This window comes from Dietzia sp. B32, assembly GCF_024732245.1.
In the GTDB taxonomy this organism is placed as follows: domain Bacteria; phylum Actinomycetota; class Actinomycetes; order Mycobacteriales; family Mycobacteriaceae; genus Dietzia.
In genome coordinates this window covers 670,360-691,857 of the sequence record NZ_CP093845.1, presented here as the reverse complement: position 1 = coordinate 691,857, position 21,498 = coordinate 670,360, and the positions used below count along the sequence as shown (strand labels likewise).

Annotated in this window: 23 protein-coding genes; 15 read left to right on the top strand and 8 right to left on the bottom strand. The window is 71.3% G+C overall.

What is annotated here, in order from left to right:
- Window positions 1–17: 17 nt before the first annotated feature.
- Window positions 18–1,475, bottom strand: a complete 1,458-nt coding sequence (locus L8M95_RS03295; protein WP_260487932.1) for an MFS transporter — start codon at window positions 1,473–1,475, stop codon at window positions 18–20.
- A gap of 112 nt (window positions 1,476–1,587) precedes the next feature.
- Here L8M95_RS03295 and L8M95_RS03290 point away from each other — a divergent pair, with 112 nt between their 5' ends.
- From L8M95_RS03290 to L8M95_RS03270, 5 genes are all read left to right on the top strand, one after another.
- The gene (locus L8M95_RS03290) at window positions 1,588–2,052 is read left to right on the top strand and encodes a MarR family winged helix-turn-helix transcriptional regulator (protein WP_260487930.1); all 465 of its coding nucleotides are present in this window, start codon (window positions 1,588–1,590) and stop codon (window positions 2,050–2,052) included.
- 180 nt (window positions 2,053–2,232) lie between these two features.
- Window positions 2,233–4,002 (top strand): lipase family protein, encoded by a 1,770-nt coding sequence (locus tag L8M95_RS03285; protein ID WP_260487929.1) that lies wholly within the window; start codon window positions 2,233–2,235, stop codon window positions 4,000–4,002.
- A 121-nt stretch (window positions 4,003–4,123) separates the two neighbouring features.
- A complete protein-coding gene (locus L8M95_RS03280) occupies window positions 4,124–4,468 on the top strand; it encodes a helix-turn-helix transcriptional regulator (protein ID WP_260487927.1) in 345 nt (114 codons plus the stop codon).
- A gap of 3 nt (window positions 4,469–4,471) precedes the next feature.
- Entirely contained in the window at window positions 4,472–4,987 is a 516-nt protein-coding gene (locus L8M95_RS03275) for an SRPBCC family protein (protein WP_260487925.1), read from the top strand.
- Window positions 4,984–5,637, top strand: coding sequence for a dihydrofolate reductase family protein (locus tag L8M95_RS03270; RefSeq protein ID WP_260487923.1), 654 nt, complete (start codon window positions 4,984–4,986; stop codon window positions 5,635–5,637). Before L8M95_RS03275 ends, L8M95_RS03270 begins: the two co-directional genes overlap by 4 nt.
- Here the strand turns inward: L8M95_RS03270 and L8M95_RS03265 are convergent.
- The gene (locus L8M95_RS03265; RefSeq protein WP_260487922.1) at window positions 5,615–6,589 is read right to left on the bottom strand and encodes a pseudouridine synthase; all 975 of its coding nucleotides are present in this window, start codon (window positions 6,587–6,589) and stop codon (window positions 5,615–5,617) included. The genes L8M95_RS03270 and L8M95_RS03265 overlap by 23 nt on opposite strands.
- A 139-nt stretch (window positions 6,590–6,728) precedes the next feature.
- Between L8M95_RS03265 and L8M95_RS03260 the strand changes: the two genes are divergently transcribed.
- Entirely contained in the window at window positions 6,729–7,682 is a 954-nt protein-coding gene (locus tag L8M95_RS03260) for an endonuclease/exonuclease/phosphatase family protein (RefSeq protein WP_260487921.1), read from the top strand.
- Window positions 7,679–8,299, top strand: a complete 621-nt coding sequence (locus L8M95_RS03255) for a hypothetical protein (RefSeq protein WP_260487920.1) — start codon at window positions 7,679–7,681, stop codon at window positions 8,297–8,299. The genes L8M95_RS03260 and L8M95_RS03255 overlap by 4 nt, the downstream gene beginning before the upstream one ends.
- Here the strand turns inward: L8M95_RS03255 and L8M95_RS03250 are convergent.
- Complete coding sequence (locus tag L8M95_RS03250) at window positions 8,236–8,847, bottom strand: NAD(P)-dependent oxidoreductase (protein ID WP_260487919.1); 612 nt, start codon at window positions 8,845–8,847, stop codon at window positions 8,236–8,238. The genes L8M95_RS03255 and L8M95_RS03250 overlap by 64 nt on opposite strands.
- A 7-nt stretch (window positions 8,848–8,854) precedes the next feature.
- Window positions 8,855–10,201: a cation:proton antiporter gene (locus L8M95_RS03245; protein ID WP_260487918.1), complete on the bottom strand. Its 1,347-nt coding sequence runs from the start codon at window positions 10,199–10,201 to the stop codon at window positions 8,855–8,857.
- Between the two features lie 99 nt (window positions 10,202–10,300).
- Here L8M95_RS03245 and L8M95_RS03240 point away from each other — a divergent pair, with 99 nt between their 5' ends.
- The 3 genes from L8M95_RS03240 (at window position 10,301) to ilvD (ending at window position 14,685) form a co-directional block, all read left to right on the top strand.
- Window positions 10,301–11,311 (top strand): LLM class oxidoreductase, encoded by a 1,011-nt coding sequence (locus L8M95_RS03240; protein ID WP_260487917.1) that lies wholly within the window; start codon window positions 10,301–10,303, stop codon window positions 11,309–11,311.
- 95 nt (window positions 11,312–11,406) lie between these two features.
- Window positions 11,407–12,825 (top strand): deoxyribodipyrimidine photo-lyase, encoded by a 1,419-nt coding sequence (locus tag L8M95_RS03235; RefSeq protein ID WP_260489140.1) that lies wholly within the window; start codon window positions 11,407–11,409, stop codon window positions 12,823–12,825.
- Between the two features lie 120 nt (window positions 12,826–12,945).
- A complete protein-coding gene (ilvD, locus tag L8M95_RS03230) occupies window positions 12,946–14,685 on the top strand; it encodes a dihydroxy-acid dehydratase (protein WP_260487916.1) in 1,740 nt (579 codons plus the stop codon).
- 50 nt (window positions 14,686–14,735) lie between these two features.
- Here ilvD and L8M95_RS03225 read toward each other — a convergent pair whose 3' ends face one another.
- Both L8M95_RS03225 and L8M95_RS03220 read right to left on the bottom strand, forming a co-directional pair.
- The gene (locus tag L8M95_RS03225; RefSeq protein ID WP_260487915.1) at window positions 14,736–15,131 is read right to left on the bottom strand and encodes a VOC family protein; all 396 of its coding nucleotides are present in this window, start codon (window positions 15,129–15,131) and stop codon (window positions 14,736–14,738) included.
- 61 nt (window positions 15,132–15,192) lie between these two features.
- Window positions 15,193–15,879, bottom strand: a complete 687-nt coding sequence (locus L8M95_RS03220; protein WP_260487914.1) for a PhoU domain-containing protein — start codon at window positions 15,877–15,879, stop codon at window positions 15,193–15,195.
- Window positions 15,880–16,039: 160 nt separating this feature from the next.
- Between L8M95_RS03220 and L8M95_RS03215 the strand changes: the two genes are divergently transcribed.
- From L8M95_RS03215 to L8M95_RS03195, 5 genes are read left to right on the top strand one after another with little or no spacing between them, the layout of a single operon-like run.
- Window positions 16,040–16,582 carry a DUF4242 domain-containing protein gene (locus tag L8M95_RS03215; protein ID WP_260487913.1) on the top strand — a complete coding sequence of 181 codons (543 nt, stop codon included), beginning with the start codon at window positions 16,040–16,042 and terminating at the stop codon, window positions 16,580–16,582.
- On the top strand, window positions 16,579–17,691 hold the full coding sequence (locus L8M95_RS03210) for an acyl-CoA dehydrogenase family protein (protein ID WP_260487912.1): 1,113 nt from the start codon (window positions 16,579–16,581) through the stop codon (window positions 17,689–17,691). The genes L8M95_RS03215 and L8M95_RS03210 overlap by 4 nt, the downstream gene beginning before the upstream one ends.
- A gap of 44 nt (window positions 17,692–17,735) precedes the next feature.
- Window positions 17,736–18,437, top strand: coding sequence for an ABC transporter ATP-binding protein (locus L8M95_RS03205; RefSeq protein ID WP_396119733.1), 702 nt, complete (start codon window positions 17,736–17,738; stop codon window positions 18,435–18,437).
- 7 nt (window positions 18,438–18,444) lie between these two features.
- Complete coding sequence (locus tag L8M95_RS03200; RefSeq protein WP_260487910.1) at window positions 18,445–19,632, top strand: ABC transporter substrate-binding protein; 1,188 nt, start codon at window positions 18,445–18,447, stop codon at window positions 19,630–19,632.
- Entirely contained in the window at window positions 19,633–20,505 is an 873-nt protein-coding gene (locus L8M95_RS03195) for an ABC transporter permease (RefSeq protein ID WP_312027440.1), read from the top strand.
- Between the two features lie 89 nt (window positions 20,506–20,594).
- On the opposite strand, the gene L8M95_RS03190 is transcribed toward L8M95_RS03195, so the two are convergent.
- Entirely contained in the window at window positions 20,595–20,873 is a 279-nt protein-coding gene (locus L8M95_RS03190) for an SAP domain-containing protein (RefSeq protein ID WP_260487909.1), read from the bottom strand.
- 121 nt (window positions 20,874–20,994) lie between these two features.
- Window positions 20,995–21,477, bottom strand: coding sequence for an FABP family protein (locus L8M95_RS03185; protein ID WP_260487908.1), 483 nt, complete (start codon window positions 21,475–21,477; stop codon window positions 20,995–20,997).
- Window positions 21,478–21,498: the final 21 nt, after the last annotated feature.

The following is a 21,498-nucleotide window of genomic DNA, read 5'->3' as shown; positions in this document are numbered from 1 at the left end:
GCCCGCCCCACGTGCGATCAGTGCGCGGGGGCGAGTTCTTGCTCGGCCTCGATCGTCATCGGGCCGGTGGGGGCAGTGGTCCGCCCGCGCGGGAGGAACAGAACCACCACGGCGCCGACGAGGGCAGCGCCCGCACCCAGGAGGAAGCACAGGTGGAACGTGTCCTGCGCCGGGATCCGGATGCCGCCGCCCAGGTCCGTCATCCGGCTGGTCAGTACCAGGGCCATGACGGCACCGGCGATGGTGGTTCCCATCGACCGCATGAGGGCGTTCACGCCCACGCCGGACCCTGCCTCGCTGGCGGGGGAGTTCTCCATGATGAGGGTGGGCATCGCCGCGTAGCCGATGCCGACCCCGGCGGAGGCGACGCAGGTCGCCAGCATGAGCTGCCATGGCGCCGAGGAGAATCCGGCGCCGATGAGGTACCCGCCGGCGATGATCGTCGCACCGACCGCCAGCGTGACGCGCCCCCCGAGCCGGGTGAGCATCATGCTGGAGATCGGGGCGCAGACCAGCATGAACAAGCCGGCCGGCGCCATCCACAGTCCGGCCTGCAGCATCGTCTGCCCGAGCCCGTAGCCGGTCGCCTCGGGTAGCTGGAGGAGTTGTGGGACGACGATCGACTGCGCCATCATCCCGAAGCCGATGAGCAGGGCGGCGAGGTTGGTCAGCAGGATGGGCCGCCGGGCGCTCGTGCGCAGGTCGACCAGCGGGTGGGGGTGGCGGGTCTCGTAGAACCCCCAGGCCACGAGGACCACGGCTCCGCCGAGAATCGCGCCGAGGGTGAGGGGTGAGCTCCAGCCCCAGTCGCCGCCCTTGGAGATGCCGCCGAGGACGGCCACCACGCCGACGGACAAGCCGATCGCGCCGACGACGTCCAGTCGCGAGTCGTCAGCCGGGACGCGGTGCGGGAGGACGAGGGCGGAGAGCAGGACCATGACCGTGGCCAGGCCGGTGGAGACCCAGAACAGGGCGTGCCAGTCGTAGGACTGGGCGATCCAGGCCGCGAAGGGAAGTCCCAGGGCGCCGCCAACACCGAGCGTCGCGCTGATGCCGGCGACGGCGGTGTTCTGCATGGACGCCGGAACCGTCTCGCGGACGAAACTGATCGCCACGGGGATGTACCCCATGGCGAGCCCCTGGAGAACACGACCCACGAGGACCGGTGCCAGGGTGGTGGACACGGCGCAGATCAGCGATCCGGCCAGCAGGAGAAGGGCGGAGACCACCAGGACGGGCTTGCGGCCGCGGAGGTCGGCCAGCTTGCCGGACAGCGGCATGGCCACGCCGCCGGCGAGCAGCGTGGCCGTGACGACCCATGCGGCGTTGCTCGGGGAGGTGCTGAGCAGGCGGGGCAGCTCACCCTGCAGCGGGATGACCAGCGACTGCATCAGTGCTGTGCACAGGCTGGAGAACCCCAGGGCCAGGATGATCACCAGTGGTGTGGCCGAGGCCCTGTCGGAAAACCGTGACATCGGTTCCTCTCGTAGACGCCGGCAACGCCAGCGTGTATGTACCATACATATCAATGATGTGTAGAGTACATATCCGGAATCGGTGTGGCAAGTGTGCGGGGGAGGAGTGGCCATGGCCTCGGCGAAGGTCCGGTGGTCGGACGGGCGCGGCCCGGCGGAGCGACAGCTCGCGGCCCTGTTCGGGCAACTGGACAGGCAGCGGCGAGCCCTCGAGGGCGCCATGCGTCTGGGCACCGCCGATCTGCGGTTGCTCTGGCTCTTCTCCGACGGTCACGCGCGCACGCTCAAGGAGATCGCCGCAGAACTCGGCCTGGAGCAGTCCACGGTCAACCGTCAGGTCAACGCGGCACTGGGGAGCGGCCTGCTCGTCAGGTCCCGACGTCCCGGTGGCTCCGCCTACGAGTTCGACCGCACCGAGGAGGGGCGCCGGGCGTTCGAGGACGACGCGGGCATCTCGCTCGGGGCATACGCTGCCGCGCTGGAGGCGATGGGTCCCGCCGATGCGGAGAAGTTCCTCGCCCTGGCCCGGGAGTTCCTCGACCACTTCCGCGGTGAGGTCGACTCGGCGGGCACCTGACCCGCGGTGGCCGGGGCCTCAGGGCGGGCGGAAGCCGCGACGTGGGGCGTCGCCCGGTCGGCGTCGACGGGCGGGGAGTCCCCGTTCAGGCCGGACGGGGGACGCCGCGGGCTAACTTTCTGGGAGGGGTCGAACCGCACGCCGTGTGCGGGCCCCGGCTCTCACCGGAGGAGATGGTCCATGCGCGAGGGGACTGGCGGGCACACCGACCGACGGAGGCGGATCGTCGGCGTCGCGTTGGCGATCGCGACGATCGCCCTGGGGACGCTACTGATGCTGGTCCACTTCGGCGTACCCGTGATCGTCACGCTCGCGGGGGCCGGCCTCGTCGTCGTCGGCCTCGCCACGGTCACCGGTGTCGACGGCGCCGGCGACACCGGGTGGCGGACGCGCGTCCCGGTGGGACTCGCCGCGGTCGCGGCGGGCATCGTGGTCCTCGCCTGGCGGTCGGCGAGTGTCCGCAGCCTGCTGTGGGTCATGGTCGCCGCGCTCGTCCTGCACGGGATCCACATCCTCGCCGGGGCGTTCAGGGGCGATGCCGACCGGAGGGTCGCGGGGGTCTTCAGCGGTGCCGCCGCAGTGCTACTGGGGCTGTTGTGTCTGGTCTGGCCGGTGCTCGCGATCGAGCTGGTCCGGTACGCGGTCGGCGCCTGGTTGGTGTTCATCGGACTGCGCGCCCTTGTGGAGATCGTCCTCACACGGGCCCGGGCACGGGTGGGCGAGCGCGTGCACGCCGGGCGCGCGCGGGTGCGCCGCTGGGGGCGCACCCTGGGGGCGGCCGCGGTGTTCCTGGTGGTCGTCGCGCTGGCGGTGGTCAGTGCGGTACTCCTCCGCGGCGACGAGCGGCCCGAGCCGGACGCCTTCTACACGCCGGTCGAACCGATCCCCGACGAGCCGGGTGTCCTGCTCCGTGCCGAGGCCCTCACTGCCGGGGTGCCGGCCGGGGCCGACGCGTGGAGGATCCTCTACACCACCACCCGGCCCGACGACACGGTGACCGTGGCGAGCGGCACCGTCCTCGCGCCCGCGGACCGGGGTGCGGACGAGCTGCCCTTGCTCAGTGTCGCCCACGGCACCACCGGGATCGTGCCGCGGTGCGCGCCGTCGCTCAGCGCCACCCCGTTCGCCGACGGCGCCGGCACTGCGCTCGAGGAGATGGTGACCGACCACGGCTGGGCCGGCGTGACCTCCGACTACGTGGGTCTGGGGACCTCCGGGATGCACCCGTACCTGGTGGGGCAGGCGGAGGCCCGCAACGTCCTCGACGCCTCCCGCGCGGCCCGGCAACTCGACGGGCTCACCCTCGGCGCCGACACGGTGGTGTGGGGCCACTCCCAGGGTGGCCACGGCGCCCTGTGGACGGGGCAGATCGCCGGGGACTACGCGCCCGAGCTCACCCTCAGGGGGATCGCCGGCATGGCGCCCGCGACGGACCTGTTCGACCTCGCCGAGGCCAGTAAGAGCGAGGTGGCCGGGAAGACCGTCTCCGCGTACATCGCCCGGTCGTGGAACGTGAACTATCCGGAGCTGGACCTGTCCGGGCACCTCAACCCGGGCACGGCGCACGGGGTGGAGAAGGTCGGCGACCTCTGCTTCAACGAGAAGGACGTCATCGCGGCTCTGCTGCGCGGCACGCAGATCCCGGAACAGGTCTTCCCCGACGCGGTCCTCGACGGCGACCTGGGGGAGAAGCTCCGGATGAACTCGCCGACCGGCCCGTGGCCCGCGCCCGTCCTGATCGCCCAGGGCCTGGCCGACCCGTTGGTCAAGCCGGCCATGCAGCAGAACTGGGTCGACGCGCGCTGCGCGGCGGGCGATCGGCTGGACTACCGCACCTACCCGGGTCTCGACCACAACGGTCTGGTCGCGGCTGACTCGCCGCTGACCCCGCAGCTGGTGCAGTGGACCCTCGACCGTTGGAGTGGGGCGGCGCCCACGCCGACCTGCTAGCCGGAGGGTCGGGTCGGGCCGGGTCGGGCCGGGCCGGGTCGGGCCGGGCCGGGTCGGGGTGGCGGGGAGCATCATGCGTCGCCCCATTGACACTTGCCCATATCGGCATACGATTGTCGGTATGGCACGGGCAGCGACCACCTCGGACGTCTTCAACGCGATCGCCGAACCACAGCGTCGGCAGATCCTGGTCCTCCTGCGCGGCGGCGAGCGGTCGGTGACCGAGGTGGCCCTCGATCTGGGGATGACCCAACCCGGGGCCTCCAAACACCTCCGGGTGCTCCGCGAGGTCGGGCTGGTGCGCGATCGCCGGGACGGCAAGCAGCGACTCTATGACCTCGACGCCCGTGGGCTCCGGCCCGTTCACGAGTGGGCCGGAGGTTTCGAGCGGTACTGGAACGAGAGCTTCGACAAGTTGGACGCCTACGTCCGGGAGTTGGCGCGGGCAGAGGACGAGGAGGGATGACCCATGAGCGCGAACGGTAGAGGCGATCCGGTGGTGTCACCGACCGCGGATCGCGAGGTCGGGATCAGCAGATACGTCGACGCCCCACCCGACCTGGTGTTCCGGGCGTTCACCGAGGTGCGGCACCTGTCGCGGTGGTGGGGCCCGGAGGGGTTCACCACCACCACGCGGTCCTTCGAGTTCCGCGAGGGCGGGGTGTGGGATTTCGTCATGCACGGGCCGGACGGAACCGACTACCGGGAGTGGATCCAGTGGCGGGAGATCGTTCCGGGACGGCGGATCGGGCTCCTCCACGGGGAGTTCGCGGACGACCCCGACGCGTTCGAGTCGACACTCGAGTTCGTCACGGAGGGCGGCGGGACCCGCATCGACTTCACGACGGTCTTCTCCACGCGCGAACACCGGGATCGTGCCGTGGACGAGTACCACGCGGTCGAGGGTGGCCGGCAGACGTTGGACCACCTGGCGACCTACGTCGGCGAGCTGGCCGCAGACGCGGGCGGGCGGGCCGGGTCATGACCTCGCGGGTGCGGGTCCACAACTTCTCGGTCTCGCTCGACGGGTTCGGAACCGGCGAGGGGCAGAGCCTCGAGGCGCCGTTCGGTCACGCCGGCCACCGCCTGCTCGAGTGGGCCCTGCCGACGCGCACGTTCCAGGCGATGGGTTTCCACGGAGCGCAGGAGCCGTCGGTGGGCGTGGACGAGGCGTTCGCGAGCCGGTGGAACACCGGGGTGGGCGTGGAGATCATGGGCCGCAACAAGTTCGCCCCGTCGCGGGGCCCGTGGGACGAGCAGTGGCGCGGATGGTGGGGGGACGATCCGCCGTTCCACACCCCGGTCGTGGTGCTCACCCATCACCCGCGGCCGGTCCTGGAGCTCGGCGGGGGGAACAGCTTCCACTTCCTCGACGCCCCGCCCGCGGTCGCCCTGGACCATGCGCGGGGGCTCGCGGCGGGCGGTGACGTGCGGATCGGCGGGGGTGCCACGACCATCCGGCAGTTCGTCGAGGCGGACCTCATCGACGAGATGCACATCGCGCTCGTTCCGATCCTGTTGGGCAGGGGTGTACGGCTCTGGGACGGGATGGAGGGACTGGAGGAGCGCTTCCACATCGAGGCCACCCCCTCGCCCGGCGGCGTCACGCACCTCAGTTTCCGGCGAGACCGTTGACGGGCGAGTGCTCCAGCGTGCGCCGGGTGACGAAGCGGCGCGCGGCTCCCGAGAGCGGATCGGTGAACTCTAGCTCGCGGGCGAGGAGCTGGAGCGGGAGGTCCGGATCGTCGGGCGCCTCGGGCAGCAGTTCGGGGTAGCGCCGGTCACCGAGGATGGGGACGCCCAGCGCGGCGAGGTGCACGCGTAGCTGGTGGGGCCGGCCGGTGCGGGGCCGCAGGACCGTGTGCACGACCGCGCGCCCGGTGACACTGTGACCGGCGGCGAGGAGGCCGACGTGGGTCTCGGAGTTCGGCGCGAGCCCGGGGTCGACGGTGACGCGGAGCTCGCCGCGCCGGGACCGGATGTGGTTGCGGTGGACGACCGGCAGCGGGCGCCCGTCGAGTGCGGGTGCACGGTCGTCCCAGTCGGTCGGGAGAGCGGAGACGGCGTCGTAGACCTTGGTGACCTCTCGCCGCTCGAACATCGACTGGTACGCGCCGCGCGTGTCACGTCGCGCGGAGAACAGGACCAACCCGGCGGTCTCACGGTCCAGACGGTGGATCGGCGTCAACGCGTCGTTGCCGAGGCGCCGACGCAGCCGGACGAGGGCCGTCTCGCGGAGGAACCTTCCCGACGGCGTGGTGGGGAGGAAGTGGGGTTTGTCGACGACGACGAGGTGATCGTCGCGGTACAGGATCTCCTCCCGGTACGGCAGAACTGTCTCGGCGGGCAGGTCGCGGTGGTACCAGACGAACTCGTGGGTGCCCAGCGGGGTGTCGTGGGCGATCGCCCGGCCGTCGGCGTCGACGATCTCCCCGGCACCGATCCGGCGGTGCAGTTCCCCCGGGTCCAGGTGGTCGAACCTGGACTCGAGGAACCCGGTGATCCCCGACCAGGGGCCGGTGGTCGGCACCCTCAGCCGCGTGGGCCCGACGCCGTCCTTGAACGGCAGGGGCGGGGGAGTGGACACGTGGTCATCCTCCCACCGCGCGAACGTCGGGAGGTCGGCGACTTCCCTCGCGGGCCGCACCGGCGACCGGTCCGCGCGGTGCCGCTGCTCCGAATACACTCGTGACCGAGCTCTTTCGCGCAGATCCGAGGATGACCCGATGGAACGGCATCGCCCGGGCACCGGCCCCGACACCGGCCCCGGCACCGGCCCCGGCACCGTCGCGGGTGACGGCGAACGGACGGCGCCGGTCATCGGTCCGGTGCCCGCACCGGGGATCCACGTGATGAGCTGGAACATCCGACGACCGGTTCCGCCCGCGTTCACCCGCGCGGCCGACAGGTGGCGTGGTCGTGCGCCCGCACTCCGGGCCCTGCTGGGGGCCGAGCGGCCGACCCTGCTGTGCGCCCAGGAGGTGCTCGGCGAGCAGGCCGCGACCGTGCTCGACGGGCTCGGCCGGGGTTTCGAGTACATCGGGCGGGGCAGGGTATCCGACGGTGGCGGCGAGGCGTGCCCGATCTTCTACGACACGGCCAGGCTCGACCTGCTGGGGTGGGATCAGGTCGCGCTGTCCGACACCCCGGATCGTCCCGGTTCCGTGTCCTGGGGAAATCTCTTCCCCCGGGTGCTCGTGGCGGCGCACTTCCGGGACCGCGCCACCGGCCACGAGTGGCGGGTCGTCAACACCCACCTGGATCCCCTCTCGCGACGTTCCCGCGTGCTCTCGGCCCGCGCCATCCGGAGTCTGCTGGGCGGCGGGGACGTGCTGACCGTGGTGACCGGGGACCTGAACGCCGGCCCGGCCGACCCGGCGGTTCGTGACCTGCTGGCGCGGGGGGAGCTGATCGACAGCTGGAGCGCGGCGGAGCACCGGCGGACCGAGTCGTGGGGCACGTATGCCGCCTACCGCGAGCCGCGACGAGGTGGCACCCGGATCGACTGGATACTGGTCACGTCACAGGTTAGGGTCACCGACGCCGCGATCAACCCGCGGCGCCACGAAGGTGCGTGGCCGTCGGATCACCTTCCGGTGCAGGCCGTGGTCCGGCAGGGCAACGGTCGCCGGGCAGGGCGGGACCCGGCGCGAGACGAGGAAGGGGGTCGGGCGACGTGATCGACGACTTCCTCCGGCCCGCCGAGACCGGAGCGCAGCGGATCGCGGACGCACTGCGCCTGCTCGGTGTCCTCAGCGTGGTCCTCGCGGTGCTCTTCCACGGCCTCACCGACGCGGCCATCGTCGCGTTCGCGCTACCCGGCCTCATGTTCCCCAGATTCCTCGGAATGCGGCCGTGGGCGGACATCCTGGTGTCCGTCGCCCTCCTCGTGGCGGCGTGGAGCAACGTCATCGACCTCTACCGGGCCGTGACCTGGTGGGACATCCCCGTGCACTTCGTCCTCGCCGGCGCGATGGCGGTGGTGACCTACCTGTTCCTGGCCCGCCGCGGAATCGTCCGTTCACCGGGCGCCCGCGGTTTCTCCACCACCGGGGGACTCGTGCTGACCACGGTGCTGGGACTGGCGCTCGGTGCGCTCTGGGAGATGGTCGAGTGGTTCGGTCACGCCTACCTCACCGACGACATCTACGTGACCTACGGGGACACGATCGGCGACATGGCGGCGGGAGGCCTGGGCGCGCTGCTCGGCGGCTGGCTCATGGCCCGCGGGCCTCAGCTGCTGATGCCCACCGCTCTGCCCACGAGAGAATCGTCCGAGACCACCTCGAGCAGGTAGGCCGCCAGATCCGCGCGGGGGACGGTCCCGCCCAGCCGACCGCCGTCACCGACCTCGTGGGCGCGCCATCGTCCGTTGCCCGCGGCGTTGGTGAGACCGGTCGGGCGGACGACGGTCCAGTCGAGCCCCGACTCCCGCACGACGGCCTCCTGCGCGTCGTGGTCGGCCAGCGGGGCGGCCAGCACGACCTTCATCAGGAGACGGAGTGGCAGCGGCATCTGGGCACCGGAGTCCCCGGCACCGAGGGAGGACTGCACCACCAACCGTCGGGCCCCGGTGGCCGACATCGCGTCGACGACCGCCCGTGTGACCCCGGTGCGCTGCCGACGGACCCCCTTGGCGCCGCCCACCGTGACGACCACGGCGTCGGCCCCGTCCACAGCCCGGCGGGCCACCTCCGGGTCGGTCGCACTCCCGGTCACCACCACCGCACCCGCGGGTGCGCTGCCACTGCGCGAGACGACCGTGACCTCGTGACCGGCATCGAGCGCGAGCTCGGCCACTTTCGCCCCTGTCCCCTGGGAACCCCCGATGACCGTCAGCTTCACCGGTACCTCACTTCGTCGTCGTCGTGTCCGTCGCGTCGGGGAGCTCGTCCCCACGTCTCACCGACCCTATCGGCGGACCCTCGGGGCCCGACGCCCGCCGCCGGGAACGGTCCGGCCGGTCGTCGAGGGTGCGCACCAGCTCCGCGAGCATCGGGAACACCAGCACGGTGACGGCCCCGGCGGCGACGAGGACCGAGGAGATCTCCGCGCCGAGGAGCCCGTTGTCCACGGCGACCCCGGTCACGGCGACGATGATCGGCAGCCCCGTGGCGGCATAGAGACCCACCCGGGCGCGCTCGCGTGTCGTGGTCAGGCCCGGGCTGTTGCGCACGAGGGTCTCGGACACCCACACCCCGCCCCCGCGGATCACGAGCATGCTCGCCACCGCCGCGACCAGGATCCCCGGCGCGGCGGCGACCGCGTTCACACTGATCGCCATTCCCGACACCACGAAGAAGACGGGGATGAACACGCTGTACCCCACGGTCTCCAGCTGGTGCGTGAGGACCTCGGCCAGCCCCCGGCCGGGGACCTCGTCGCCCGGGCGGAGCTGATCGGCGAGCACGTCCACCAGACGCCGCAGGATGATGCCCGCCGCGAACGCACCCAACACCACGTCGAGCCCGAAGACCGTGGCCACGACCATCATCGCGGCCAGCAGCAACAGGACGGTGCGCATCGCCAGCTGGCTCGTGGTGGTGGTACCGCGCACCAGGGCCCGCCCCAGGCCTGGGATGCGCAGGAGGTGTGCCGGGACCACCAGGGTGACCAGCGCGGCGGCGAAGAACAACCCCACGGCCACCAGGGAGGACCCGACACTGCGCGTGCCGAGCAGCACGGCCATCACCAGGACCGGCCCCAACTCGCCGACGGCTCCGTGGGTGAGGACCGCCCGGCCGACGGGCGTGCCGTCATGGCCCGCGCCCTTGAGGATCGGCAGCAGCGTCCCGACCGCCGTGGAGGTGAGCAGCAGCCCGATCGCCACCGAGGTCTCCCACCGCCCGGACACCAGCCATCCCACCCCGGCGGCCAGGATCATGCTCACCAGCCACGTCCCCGCGGCGCGCCGACCACCGCGTCCCGTCACGGAGGACACCTCCAACTCGAACCCGGCCAGGAGGAACAGCATCCCCAGGCCCAGCTCGGCGAGCATCGCCACCCCGCCGCTCTCGACCGCCAGACCGAACCCGTTCGGACCGACCAGCATCCCGCCCACGAGGAGCAGTACGACGCCGGGGACCAGTGACCGCGTCAGCGACGACAGCACCGGCGCGGCAAAGACGACCAGCACGACCCAGAACAGCGAGACCAGTTCGGTCGAGGAGGCCTCCGCGGCCAGCAGGGTCGTGGTCAACGCGTCGCCTCCAGCTCGGTGGATGAGGGGGATCCTAATCCAGAGCACGGCTGTCGGGCCGCGGGCGGGCGGCGGGGAGGGCGTGCGAGGGTGGAGGGCATGACCGACTCGCCGTGCACCCGCTCCGACGGTGACCCCCGCGAGTTGCCGGGTTTCCGCCGTACCTACGCGCCCGGACGCCTCACCCTCGGCCTGGGTTTCCCCCTCCGGACCGGGGCCGACGGGGACGAGATCTGTGACGCCGACGCGCAGGCGCAGGTCGCGCAGGCCGCCGAGGCCGGTGGGTTCGCGGCCCTCTACGCCCGTGACATCCCGTTGCGGGTGCCGTCGTTCGGTGACGTCGGGCAGGTCTACGACCCGTGGGTGTTCCTCACCTACATGGCCGCTCACACCTCACGGATCGCGTTGGGCACCGCCGGCATCGTCCTTCCCGTGCGCCATCCACTGCACGTCGCCAAGTCCGCCGCCAGCCTCGATCGGCTCTCCGGTGGTCGGTTCCTGCTGGGCCTGGCGTCGGGGGACCGGCCCGAGGAGTTCCGGGCGTTCGGTCTGGAACAGGGCGGGCGCGGCGAGAGATTCCGGGAGAACGTGAGGGTCCTGACGCACGCCATGACCACCGAGATGCGGGGCATCCGGTGGTCGGCCGGGTGGATGCACAGTGCGGACGTGGTGCCCAAGCCCAGCGCCTCGTCGGTACCGACGATCATGATCGGCTCGTGTCAGCAGAGCGTGGCCTACCTCGCCGCGCACGGCGACGGGTGGATGACCTACCCGCGGGACTTCGACGCCCAGCGGCGGACGGTCGTGCGGTGGAGGGAGATGGTGGCCGCCGCCGGTGCCACCGGCGACGACGGCGACGACGGAGAGGTGTTCAAACCATTCGCGCAGTCGCTCCAGATCGACCTGGCGGACGACCCCGACGAGACCGCCTCCCCGATCAACTTCGGGTTCCGGATCGGCAGGCGGCGGTTGGTCGACCACCTCGAGGACCTGCGGGGGATCGGGGTGAACCACGTGCAGCTGGGCCTGGGGGCCTGCCGTCGGCCCGTCCGCGAGGTGATCGACGAGCTGGCCGAACACGTCGTGCCCCGCTTTCCTTCACTCGACTGACCGGGCTGCCCGGCATTCGTCTGCCACACTCGACGGATCACCGTGGCCGCCGGCCCGGACCGGCCGTGCCCGTCGACGAGGGAGGCCCCGTGGGGATCTCGATCCTGTGGTTCCGTCGCGATCTGCGACTGTCCGACCACCCCGCCCTCCTGGAGGCCGTCGCGTCCGGGGACGAGATCCTGCCGGTCTTCGTCCCGGACCCCGCGCTTCTGCGTCGGGCGGGCACCCGGGCGGGCCGACTCGTCGCCTCGCTCGCGGCGCTCTCGGCGGACACCGACGAAGCGTTGGTCGTACGCAGCGGCGACCCCGCAAAGGTGATCCCGGCACTCGCCCGCGAGCTCGGCGCCGACCACGTCCACATCAGCCGGGAGTCCACCCCCTACGGTCGACGCCGCGACGACCGGGTTCGTACCGCGCTCGACGCCGACGGTCGCCGACTCGTGGAGACCGGATCCCCCTACGCCGTCGGCCCGGGGCGGGTCCTGGGCGGCAGCGGGCAGCCGTACAAGGTCTTCACCCCGTTCTCGCGCGCCTGGCACGACCACGGGTGGCCGGCGCCCGGCCAGCGGCCCGACCACATCCCCTGGACCACGGCGACAGGGGAGGATCTCTCCGATGTCCCCGATGTCCCCGACACTGCGTCCGGCACCGGCACCGGCACCGGCACCGGCACCGGCACCGGCACCGGCGCCGGTGGCGCCGCGGCGGGTGAGGCCGCGGCGCTCACGCGGTGGCGGGAGTTCCTGCGCGACGACCTCGACTCCTACGACGAGCAGCGGGACCGGCCAGATCTCGACACCACCAGCAGGTTGTCCGTGCACCTCAAGTACGGGGAGATCCACCCGCGCACGATCCTGGCCGAGCTGGCGGACCACCCGGTCGCGGCCGGGGAGGGGGCCCGCCGCTTCGTCACCGAACTCGCGTGGCGCGAGTTCTACGCCGACGTCCTGTGGCACCGACCGCGGTCCGCCTGGCGGGATCTGCGCGACTCGCTCGCGGGCATGCACTACGACCGCGGGCCCGAGGTGGACGAGCTCGTCAAGGCGTGGCGGCGTGGCAGGACCGGGTACCCGTTCGTGGACGCCGGGATGCGGCAACTGCTCGCCGAAGGGTGGATGCACAACAGGGTCCGCATGGTCACGGCCAGCTTTCTGGTCAAGGACCTGCACGTGTGGTGGCCGGTCGGGGCCCGTCACTTCCTCGATCACCTCGTCGACGGTGACATCGCGTCCAACAACCACGGGTGGCAGTGGGTCGCCGGCACGGGAACCGACGCCTCCCCGTACTTCCGCGTGTTCAACCCGGTGACGCAGGGCCGCAGGTTCGACCCTGACGGCGACTACGTCCGCAGATGGGTGCCGGAGCTGGCCCACCTGCCCGGCGCCGCCGCGCACGAACCGTGGAGGGCTCCGGGAGGGTACGACCACGGCTACCCGGTGCCGATCGTCGACCATGCCGAGGAGCGCCGCGAGGCGCTGCGCCGATACGACCTGGTCCGGGACCGCTCCCGCTGACCGGGCGGTGCCGCCGCCCCCGGGCACCGCAGCGTCGTGACTCGTGCTCCCCACCCCGGGTGATGCGGCTCCCAGGAGGGTCCGGCCGCGCCGGCCGCGGTGAGTGCCTAGGCTGGCCCCATGACCTCCGGAACCGACACCCCCCGCTCCGAGAACCCGACCACCGGCCGTGAGGCCGACATCAAGCCCCGAAGCCGCGATGTGACCGACGGCCTGGAGAAGACGGCCGCGCGCGGGATGCTGCGGGCGGTGGGGATGGGCGACGACGACTGGGCCAAGCCACAGATCGGTGTCGCCTCGTCGTGGAACGAGATCACCCCGTGCAACCTCTCCCTCGACAGGCTGGCCAAGGCGGTCAAGGAGGGTACCCACGCCGGCGGCGGGTACCCGCTGGAGTTCGGGACGATCTCGGTCTCCGACGGGATCTCGATGGGACACGAGGGAATGCACTTCTCGCTGGTGTCCCGTGAGGTGATCGCCGACAGTGTGGAGACGGTGATGAGCGCCGAGCGCCTGGACGGCTCGGTCCTGCTCGCCGGCTGCGACAAGTCGCTCCCGGGCATGCTCATGGCGGCCGCCCGGCTCGACCTCGCGAGCGTCTTCCTCTATGCCGGTTCGACCCTGCCGGGGTTCGCGAAGCTCTCCGACGGCACGGAGAAGCAGGTCACGATCATCGACGCGTTCGAGGCCGTCGGGGCCTGCTCGCGGGGCCTGATGAGCCGCGAAGACGTCGACACCATCGAGCGCGCGATCTGCCCGGGTGAGGGGGCCTGCGGTGGCATGTACACCGCGAACACCATGGCCAGCGCGGCCGAGGCCCTGGGCATGTCGCTGCCCGGGAGCGCGTCGCCGCCGGCCCCGGACCGTCGGCGTGACGACTACGCCAAGGCCAGCGGTGAGGCAGTGGTGGAACTCCTGCGCAAGGGCATCACCGCGCGCGACATCATGACCAAGGAGGCGTTCGAGAACGCGATCGCCGTGGTCATGGCCTTCGGCGGGTCCACCAACGCGGTGCTGCACCTGCTCGCGATCGCCAGCGAGGCCGAGGTCGAGCTCACCCTCGATGACTTCGCCCGCATCGGCGCCAAGGTCCCGCATCTGGCGGACGTCAAGCCGTTCGGCGCCCACGTGATGACCGACGTGGACAGGATCGGTGGCGTCCCCGTGGTCATGCGGGCCCTGCTCGACGCCGGTCTGCTCCACGGCGACTGCCTCACCGTCACAGGCCGCACCGTCGCCGAGAACCTCGCCGACATCGCCCCGCCGGACCCGGACGGCAAGGTGCTCCGTGCCATGGGGGAGCCCATCCATCCGACCGGCGGCATCACCATTCTCCACGGATCGCTCGCCCCGGAGGGTGCCGTGGTCAAGTCCGCAGGCTTCGACTCCGACGTCTTCGAGGGCACCGCCCGCGTCTTCGAGCGGGAGCGCGCCGCGATGGACGCACTCGAGGACGGGACCATCACCGCCGGGGACGTGGTCGTCATTCGGTACGAGGGTCCCAAGGGTGGACCCGGTATGCGGGAGATGCTCGCGATCACCGGCGCGATCAAAGGCGCGGGCCTGGGCAAGGACGTCCTGCTGATGACCGACGGGCGCTTCTCCGGTGGGACCACGGGGTTGTGCGTGGGCCACATCGCCCCGGAGGCGGCCGATGGTGGCCCGATCGCGTTCGTCCGCGACGGTGACCGTATCCGGCTCGACGTCTCGAAGGGCACCCTCAAGCTGCTCGTCGAGGAGTCGGAGCTGCAATCCAGGCGTGACGGGTGGGAGCCGCTCCCTCCGCGCTACACCCGCGGCGTCCTCGCCAAGTACTCCAAGCTCGTGCAGTCGGCCTCCACCGGGGCGATCTGCCGCTGACCCCCCCGGCGAGCGCGCGACACCCGGTTGCGGTCCCCGGCAACCGGGTGTCAGCCGGCTTCCGGGTCCGGCTGGTGGAGCCCGAAAACATTGCCCTCGGTGTCGAGGAAATAGCCCTGCCACGCCATTCCCGGGAGCGCATGCTTGTCCAGCGCGACGGCGCCCCCGGCCGACAGGATCATCCGGGCGGTGGCATCGAAGTCCTCGCACCCCACGGTGAGAACGGCGCCCTGGACCGGCGATCCGGCCGGGGGCGGGTCGCCGGTCCGCTGCATGATCGCGCCGTTGATACCGGGCTGGTCTTCGGGCCCGGAGGTCACACCGAAGTACGGGACCCCGGCGAAACCGCTCCAGTCCTCGACCGTCCAGCCCAGTGCGTCGGCGTAGAACCGGCAGGCGCGCACGGGATCGGAGGCGTGGATCTCGAAGTGCACCGGGCGGGACATGCGGTCTCCTCAACGACGCGGTGGGCTCACCCTATCCCTCACCGAGACCACGGGCCAGCCCTCAGTCCAGGACGGTGCCGTCGTCGAGGTGGGAGATCGAGCCCCCCTCGGGGCGTTCGCCCGTCGCGAGGTAGACGACGCGGTTGGCGATGCTCACCGTATGGTCGGCGAACCGCTCGTAGTACCGCGCCAGGAGCGCGAGATCGACGGCCGCGACGGAGCCGTGGGGCCAGTCCTCGCTCGAGATCTGCTTCATCAGGTCGGAGTGGAGACGGTCGACGGCGTCGTCCTCGGCATCGAGGGTGCGGGCCTTGTCCGCATCGTGCTCGACGAGTAGCGCGGTGAGCCGGCGCGCCATCTCCCCATCCCGCTGCGCGAGCTCGCGGAGAAGGGGAACGAGGGGCTCGGGGACCACGGACTGCGGGTGACGCCGCCGGGCGACCCGGGCGATGTGGCCGGCCAGCGCGGCCATGCGGGTGAAGTGCTCGACGATGTAGATCCCCGAGACCACCTGACGGAGATCGCCGGCCACCGGGGACTCGAGCAGGAGGAGCTCGAACGCGTGCTGCTCACTGGCCTCACGGAGATCCTCCAGTTCCGCAGCGCCGTCGATCACCTCGATGGCGGCGAGTTCGTCGCCGTCGAGCAGGGCCGCGCTGGCGCGGTCGAGCAGGCGGATGTTGGTCTCGCAGAAGCGGACCAGCTGGTCGGAGAATTCATCGAGCTTGGAATGGAAGACAGTGCGCATGACACGACTGTAGTGCCGGTTCGATGACGGACGGCTCCCGTTCTCCCACTGTTCACCGTGCAGCCCTCCGGAAAGGGGGAGGCGGCCGGGAATAGTTAGACAGAACGGTCTGTTCTCTCTACCGTTAGGCCATCACGAGACGTCCCGAAAGGACTTGTTCATGACCCTCTTCCTCTACGAGATCACTCCGTCGCCGGAGCAGCAGGCCGATCCCTCCGGTCTCGTCGATTCCATCGCCGCCGCCCTGACCGGCAGTGGTGCCGAGGTCATCGAGACCCAGGTGACCAAGGGTGCCTCACGCGTCTTCACGATCGTCGAGCTGGCGGACGGCCCCAACGGAGCCTGCGACACCGACGCCCCGGTCCTCGATGCCGGCACGATCGACGCCGCCGAGGTGACCGCGCCCGCGCAGGTCCGCCTGGTCGGCACCGACCTGGAGACCATCAAGGCCGCCCGCCCCGAGGCCGGTTACCTGGTCGAGTGGGACATCCCCGCGGAGATCGACATGGACACCTACCTCACACGCAAGAAGGAGAAGTCCCCGAAGTACGCCGAGATCCCCGAGGTCTCCTTCCTGCGCACCTACGTTCGCGAGGACACGGACAAGTGCCTGTGCTTCTACAACGCCCCGGACACCGATTCGGTCGTCCGCGCCCGTGAGATCGTCTCCACCCCCATCTCGCGACTGCACGAGCTGTCGTGAGCACCGCCGCGACGCAGATCCCCGTTCTCGGGACGCCCCGAGCCCGGCTGACCGCCGGCGGTTTCGGTGACGTCGACGTGGCGGAGCTCGTCGCGGTGATCGACTCGGTCGCTGCGCGGGCGTCAGCCCTGGACCGCGACGAGGCGGACCTGCGGGAGGACATCGCCGCTCTCGCCGGACTCGGTCTCTTCGACGTCGACCGCACCCCGGTCGCCGTCGCCGCCTCGGTCATCGAGGCCGTGGCCACGGAGAGTCTGGCGGTGGCGTTCGCGTCCTGGGCGCAACGCATGACCGCCGCCTACCTACGGCACGCGGCGGACCGCTCCGACGCGGCGGCCCGGACCTACCGGGCGGTCGCGGACGGCGGTCGCCCGGGTGTGACGGGCATGGCCGCCGCCCAGCGGCAGGTCGTCGGGCTGGGCAAGGTCCCCATCACCGCCACTCCGGTGTCGGGGGGGTACCGGATCGACGGACCGATCGCGTGGGCCTCGAACGTGTACCCGGACAGCATCATCGTTCTCGCCGCCAATACCGAGGACGGGCGCAGCCTGGTGCTCACCTTCGAGGCGTCGGCACCCGGTGTCGAGATCAGGAACGCCCCTGACCTCCTGGCGCTCAACGCGACGGCCTCCACCATGATCGGTCTCGACGGCGTGGTGGTCCCGGACGAGCAGGTGCTGGGGGAGGATCTCGGCGATTTCCTGTCCGGCGTGCGTCCCCAGTTCCTCATCCTGCAGGCGGCCTTCTGCTCGGGCGTCGCCGCGCGTTCCCTCACCGAGGCCGAGGGCCGTCTCGAGGGTCTGGGCGCCTTCTACGCCGACGAGCACGACGACCTGGCGGTGCGGCACCAGCACATGCATGCCGAACTGCACCGCCTGGGCGCGACACCGACCGAGGCCGCGCTGGGCGATCTCCTCCTGCTGCGGCTCGACGGTGCGGAGATCGCGCCGGCGGCCACCCGCCTCGAGGCGGTCCTCTGCGGTGGCATGGGATACGCCCAGGCCGCCCCGGCCAATCGTCGTATGCGCGAGGCGGCGTTCCTGCCCGTGCAGTCCCCGTCGCAGTCCCAGCTGCGCTGGGAGCTCGACCGACTGGGGGTCTCCTCGTGACCGCTGGTGTCCTCGCCAGGCCCGTCGCGGTGAGCGTGACGGGCCTGCAGCACCGGCTGCCCGGTGGGAGGCTGCTGTTCGACGACCTCGAGCTGCAGGTCGGCGCCGGTGAGTCGCTCGTCCTGCTGGGGCCGTCAGGAGTCGGCAAGTCGACGCTCCTGCGGCTCCTCGCCGGGCTCGAGGAACCCGCCGGCGGCGAGCTGAGGGTGGGATCGGACGACACCCGTGACACCCGCGCGCACTCCTATGCGGTTGTGTTCCAGAAGCCGCTGTTGTACCCATGGCTGTCGGTCCGCGAGAACGTCGCGCTGGGTGGGCGTTTCCGGGCACTGCGCGGCCGGGTGGACCCCGGCCACGTCGACGGTCTGCTCGAGCACTTCGGTATCGCCGAGCTCGCCGACTCGCGTCCCGACGAGATCTCGGGCGGCCAGGCGCAGCGCGTGGCGGTCGTCCGTGCCGCGGCGACGCGTCCGGAGATCCTGCTGCTCGACGAGCCGTTCAGCGCACTCGATCCCGTCACGCGGGCGGACTCACAGCGATGGCTCGTCGGAGTGACCGCAGACCTCGGGGTCACCACCGTCATGGTGACGCACGACGTCGACGAGGCGCTCGTCGTCGGTTCCCGTATCGCACTCCTGGGATCGTCGGGCCGCGTCCAGCAGGAGTGGACCAACCCGACCCACGGCTCCCAGGAATCCGATCCGGCCCTGCGCGGCAGCATCCTCGCCGCGTACCGGACGGCCTGACCCGGCGATGGTGCACGAACGCGGGGCCCGTGGCCCCCTCCTCGACCGGCGCACGCTCCTGAGGGCCGGCGGCGCCCTCGCCGTGGGCGCAGGAGCGGTCGGCGGTGCGGCCTCCCTCGGCAATCTGGTCACGACCGCCACCGCCCCCCGCGGCGTGGCCACCGACGAACTCCGTATCGGCTACCTGCCCATCACCGACGCGGCCCCGCTCCTGGTGGCGCATGGAGACGGGTACTTCGACCAGCAGAAACTCATCGTCGGGCGACCGGTGCTCTTCCGCTCCTGGTCCTCGCTCATGGAGGCCTTCCTCACTCGCCAGGTGGATCTCATCCACCTGCTCATGCCCTCCGCGGTCCAGCTCCGGTACGTCATCGGCGCCGACGTCAGGATGGTGAGTTGGAACCACACCGGCGGAGGGGCCATCACAGTCGCTCCGCACGTCACGGACGTCGCCCAGCTCGCGGGCACCCAGGTGGCGATTCCCGGCTGGTGGTCGATCCACAACATCCTCCTCCAGCGGGTCCTGCGCGCACATGGGCTCACCCCGGTGGCCCGCCGGGCCGCGAGCAGGTCCGAGGGGACCGTCGAACTCGTCGTCATGGGGCCCTCGGACATGATTCCCGCGCTGGCCACCGGGTCGATCTCAGCGTTCACGGTCGCCGACCCGTTCAATGCCGGCGCGGTCGCCCGGGGCGTGGGCTCACTGCACATGCTTCTCGACCAGGTGTGGCGGGACCACGCGTGCTGCGTCACGGTGGTCCACCAGGACCTGATCGACAACCGCCCCGACACCGTCCAGTCCCTGGTCGACGCCGCCGTCGCCGCGCAGCTCGGGATCCGCGCCGACCGCAGCGCGGCCGCGGCCATCCTGTCGGGGAAGGGGTACCTCCCGCAGCCGCCGAAGGCGGTCGAGGTCGCGATGGCGGGGACCGCCCCGGACCCGGATGGCGGCCCGCCCCGGCCCCGGATCGACTTCCACCCGTACCCGTTCCCGAGCTTCACCTCCGAGCTCGTCCGTCAGATGCGGACGACCGTCGTCGATGGTGAGACCCGTTTCCTCGACGGTCTCGATCCCTCGAGTGTCCACGACGAGCTCGTCGACGACCGTTTCGTCCGCGCCGCGATCGCCCGGCACGGCGGGCCCGCGGCCCTCGGTCTCCCCGCTTCCCTGACCCGACCCGAACGGCTGATCTAGATGACGCGCACCGACTCGACCCCGGACCCGGCCACCGACCCCGTGGCGATGGGGGCTGTCGTCGTCGACGCCCCGGCCCCCGGCACCCGCGGCGGACGTCGGACCTCCGGGACACGGCCGTCAGGTCTTCTCCTGCGCTGGGCCGCCGGACTGCTGGGACTGCTCATCGGTCTGGGCGTGTGGACCCTGCTGACCTCCGGACTCGTCACCGACGATCCGGTGCTCGGCGGAATGTCTCCCGCCGAGACGTGGTCCGGATTCGGCGACCTGCTCGACAGGGGAGTGCTGCTGTCCGACGCGGCGGTGAGTCTGTACCGCCTCGTCGCGGGACTCGCCGTCGCCGCGTTCCTCGGGGTGCCACTGGGGCTCTGGCTGGGACTGCGGCGGACCGCGGAGGCGGTCGCCGGGCCGCTCGTGCAGTTCCTGCGGATGATCTCGCCGCTGTCCTGGGCGCCGGTCGCGATCGCGGTGTTCGGGATCGGCAACGAACCCGTGATCTTCCTCGTCGCCGCCGCCGCGATATGGCCGATCATGCTCTCGACCTCAGCCGGCGTGAACGCGATGGACCCCGGGTACCTCGATGTGGCCCGGACCATGGGTGCCAGCGCCTGGGAGCGCCTCACCCGCGTGGTCATACCCGCTGTCCGACCGGCGATTCTCGGTGGAATCCGACTCGCGCTCGGCACGGCGTGGATCGTGTTGGTACCCGCCGAGATGCTCGGCGTGCGGTCCGGCCTGGGCTACCAGATCCTCAACGCCCGCGACCAGTTGGCGTACGACCAGGTCATGGCCGTGATCCTCGTGATCGGCGTACTCGGTTTCGCTCTGGACGCCCTGTCCCGCCTGGTCTTTCGCGACCGCTCCGCTCGTTGATCACTGTGTCCGTTGACCGCTCTGCTCGTTGACCGTTCCACTCGTCGACCGCCGACCGCGTCGGGTTCACACCGGACGGGCGGGCGCGATCAGTGGTCGCGCAGTGCCTTGATCAGGTCAGCCTTGTTCATGTCCGAGCGGCCCTCGATACCGATCTCCCGGGCCCGATCCCGGAGTTCGTCGACCGTCCAGTCCTCGTAGGACCCGGATTGTCCGCCCTTCCGGCCGATCTTCGAGCGGGACTCCCCGGCCGACGCATTGGCGATCCTGGCCGCCTTCTCCTTGCTCGCGCCGTCCTCACGAAGGGCCTCGTAGACCTTCTCGTCCTTGATGTTCGACGCCCCGTTGTCGTCGCTTTTCCCGGCCACGGTGCCCTCCTGTCGTGGACGGTCGTGCCGTCCTCCACCCGGGTGTTCCTCGTTCATGATCCGGTGTAGCAGGTCGCGCGGACGTGTGTCCACGCCGGAATCCGTTCGGACCGCGCCCGGCTCAGGCCCTGCGCAGCTCGGAACGCAGGTGGTGGGTGAGGGGTTGGCCGACCGCGGCCATGGCGAACATCGTGGTGATCCGGTCACCGACGACCTCGTACCGCCGGTGCGTGGTGTCGACCAGCTTCGCGCTGGCGCTGTTGTGCACCCGCGAGTGGAACTCCAGGACCAGGGTGTCCGCCTCGGCGACGAGCGTCCCCTCGCACAGCTCGGTCTGCCCGGTGGGCTGGGACAGGACGAATTCGGCGGTTCCCCCTCCGGGGATCCGAAGGTAACCGGTCTCGGTGTGCATGGGTGATCCGGTGGGGCTCCACGTCCGTTGGACGTAGTGCAGGAAGGGCTTGCCCACGTCGGTGAGCGTGATCTCCTCGGTGTAGGTGAAGTCGTCGATCGTCGGGTACGAACCCGCCCCCTCGCCTTTCCAGGTGCCCAGCAGGGCGGCGACGGGGGTGAGGTTGGGGGCCAGGGTCGAAACGGGGTCCATGGCGCGAGACTAGGCCATCGC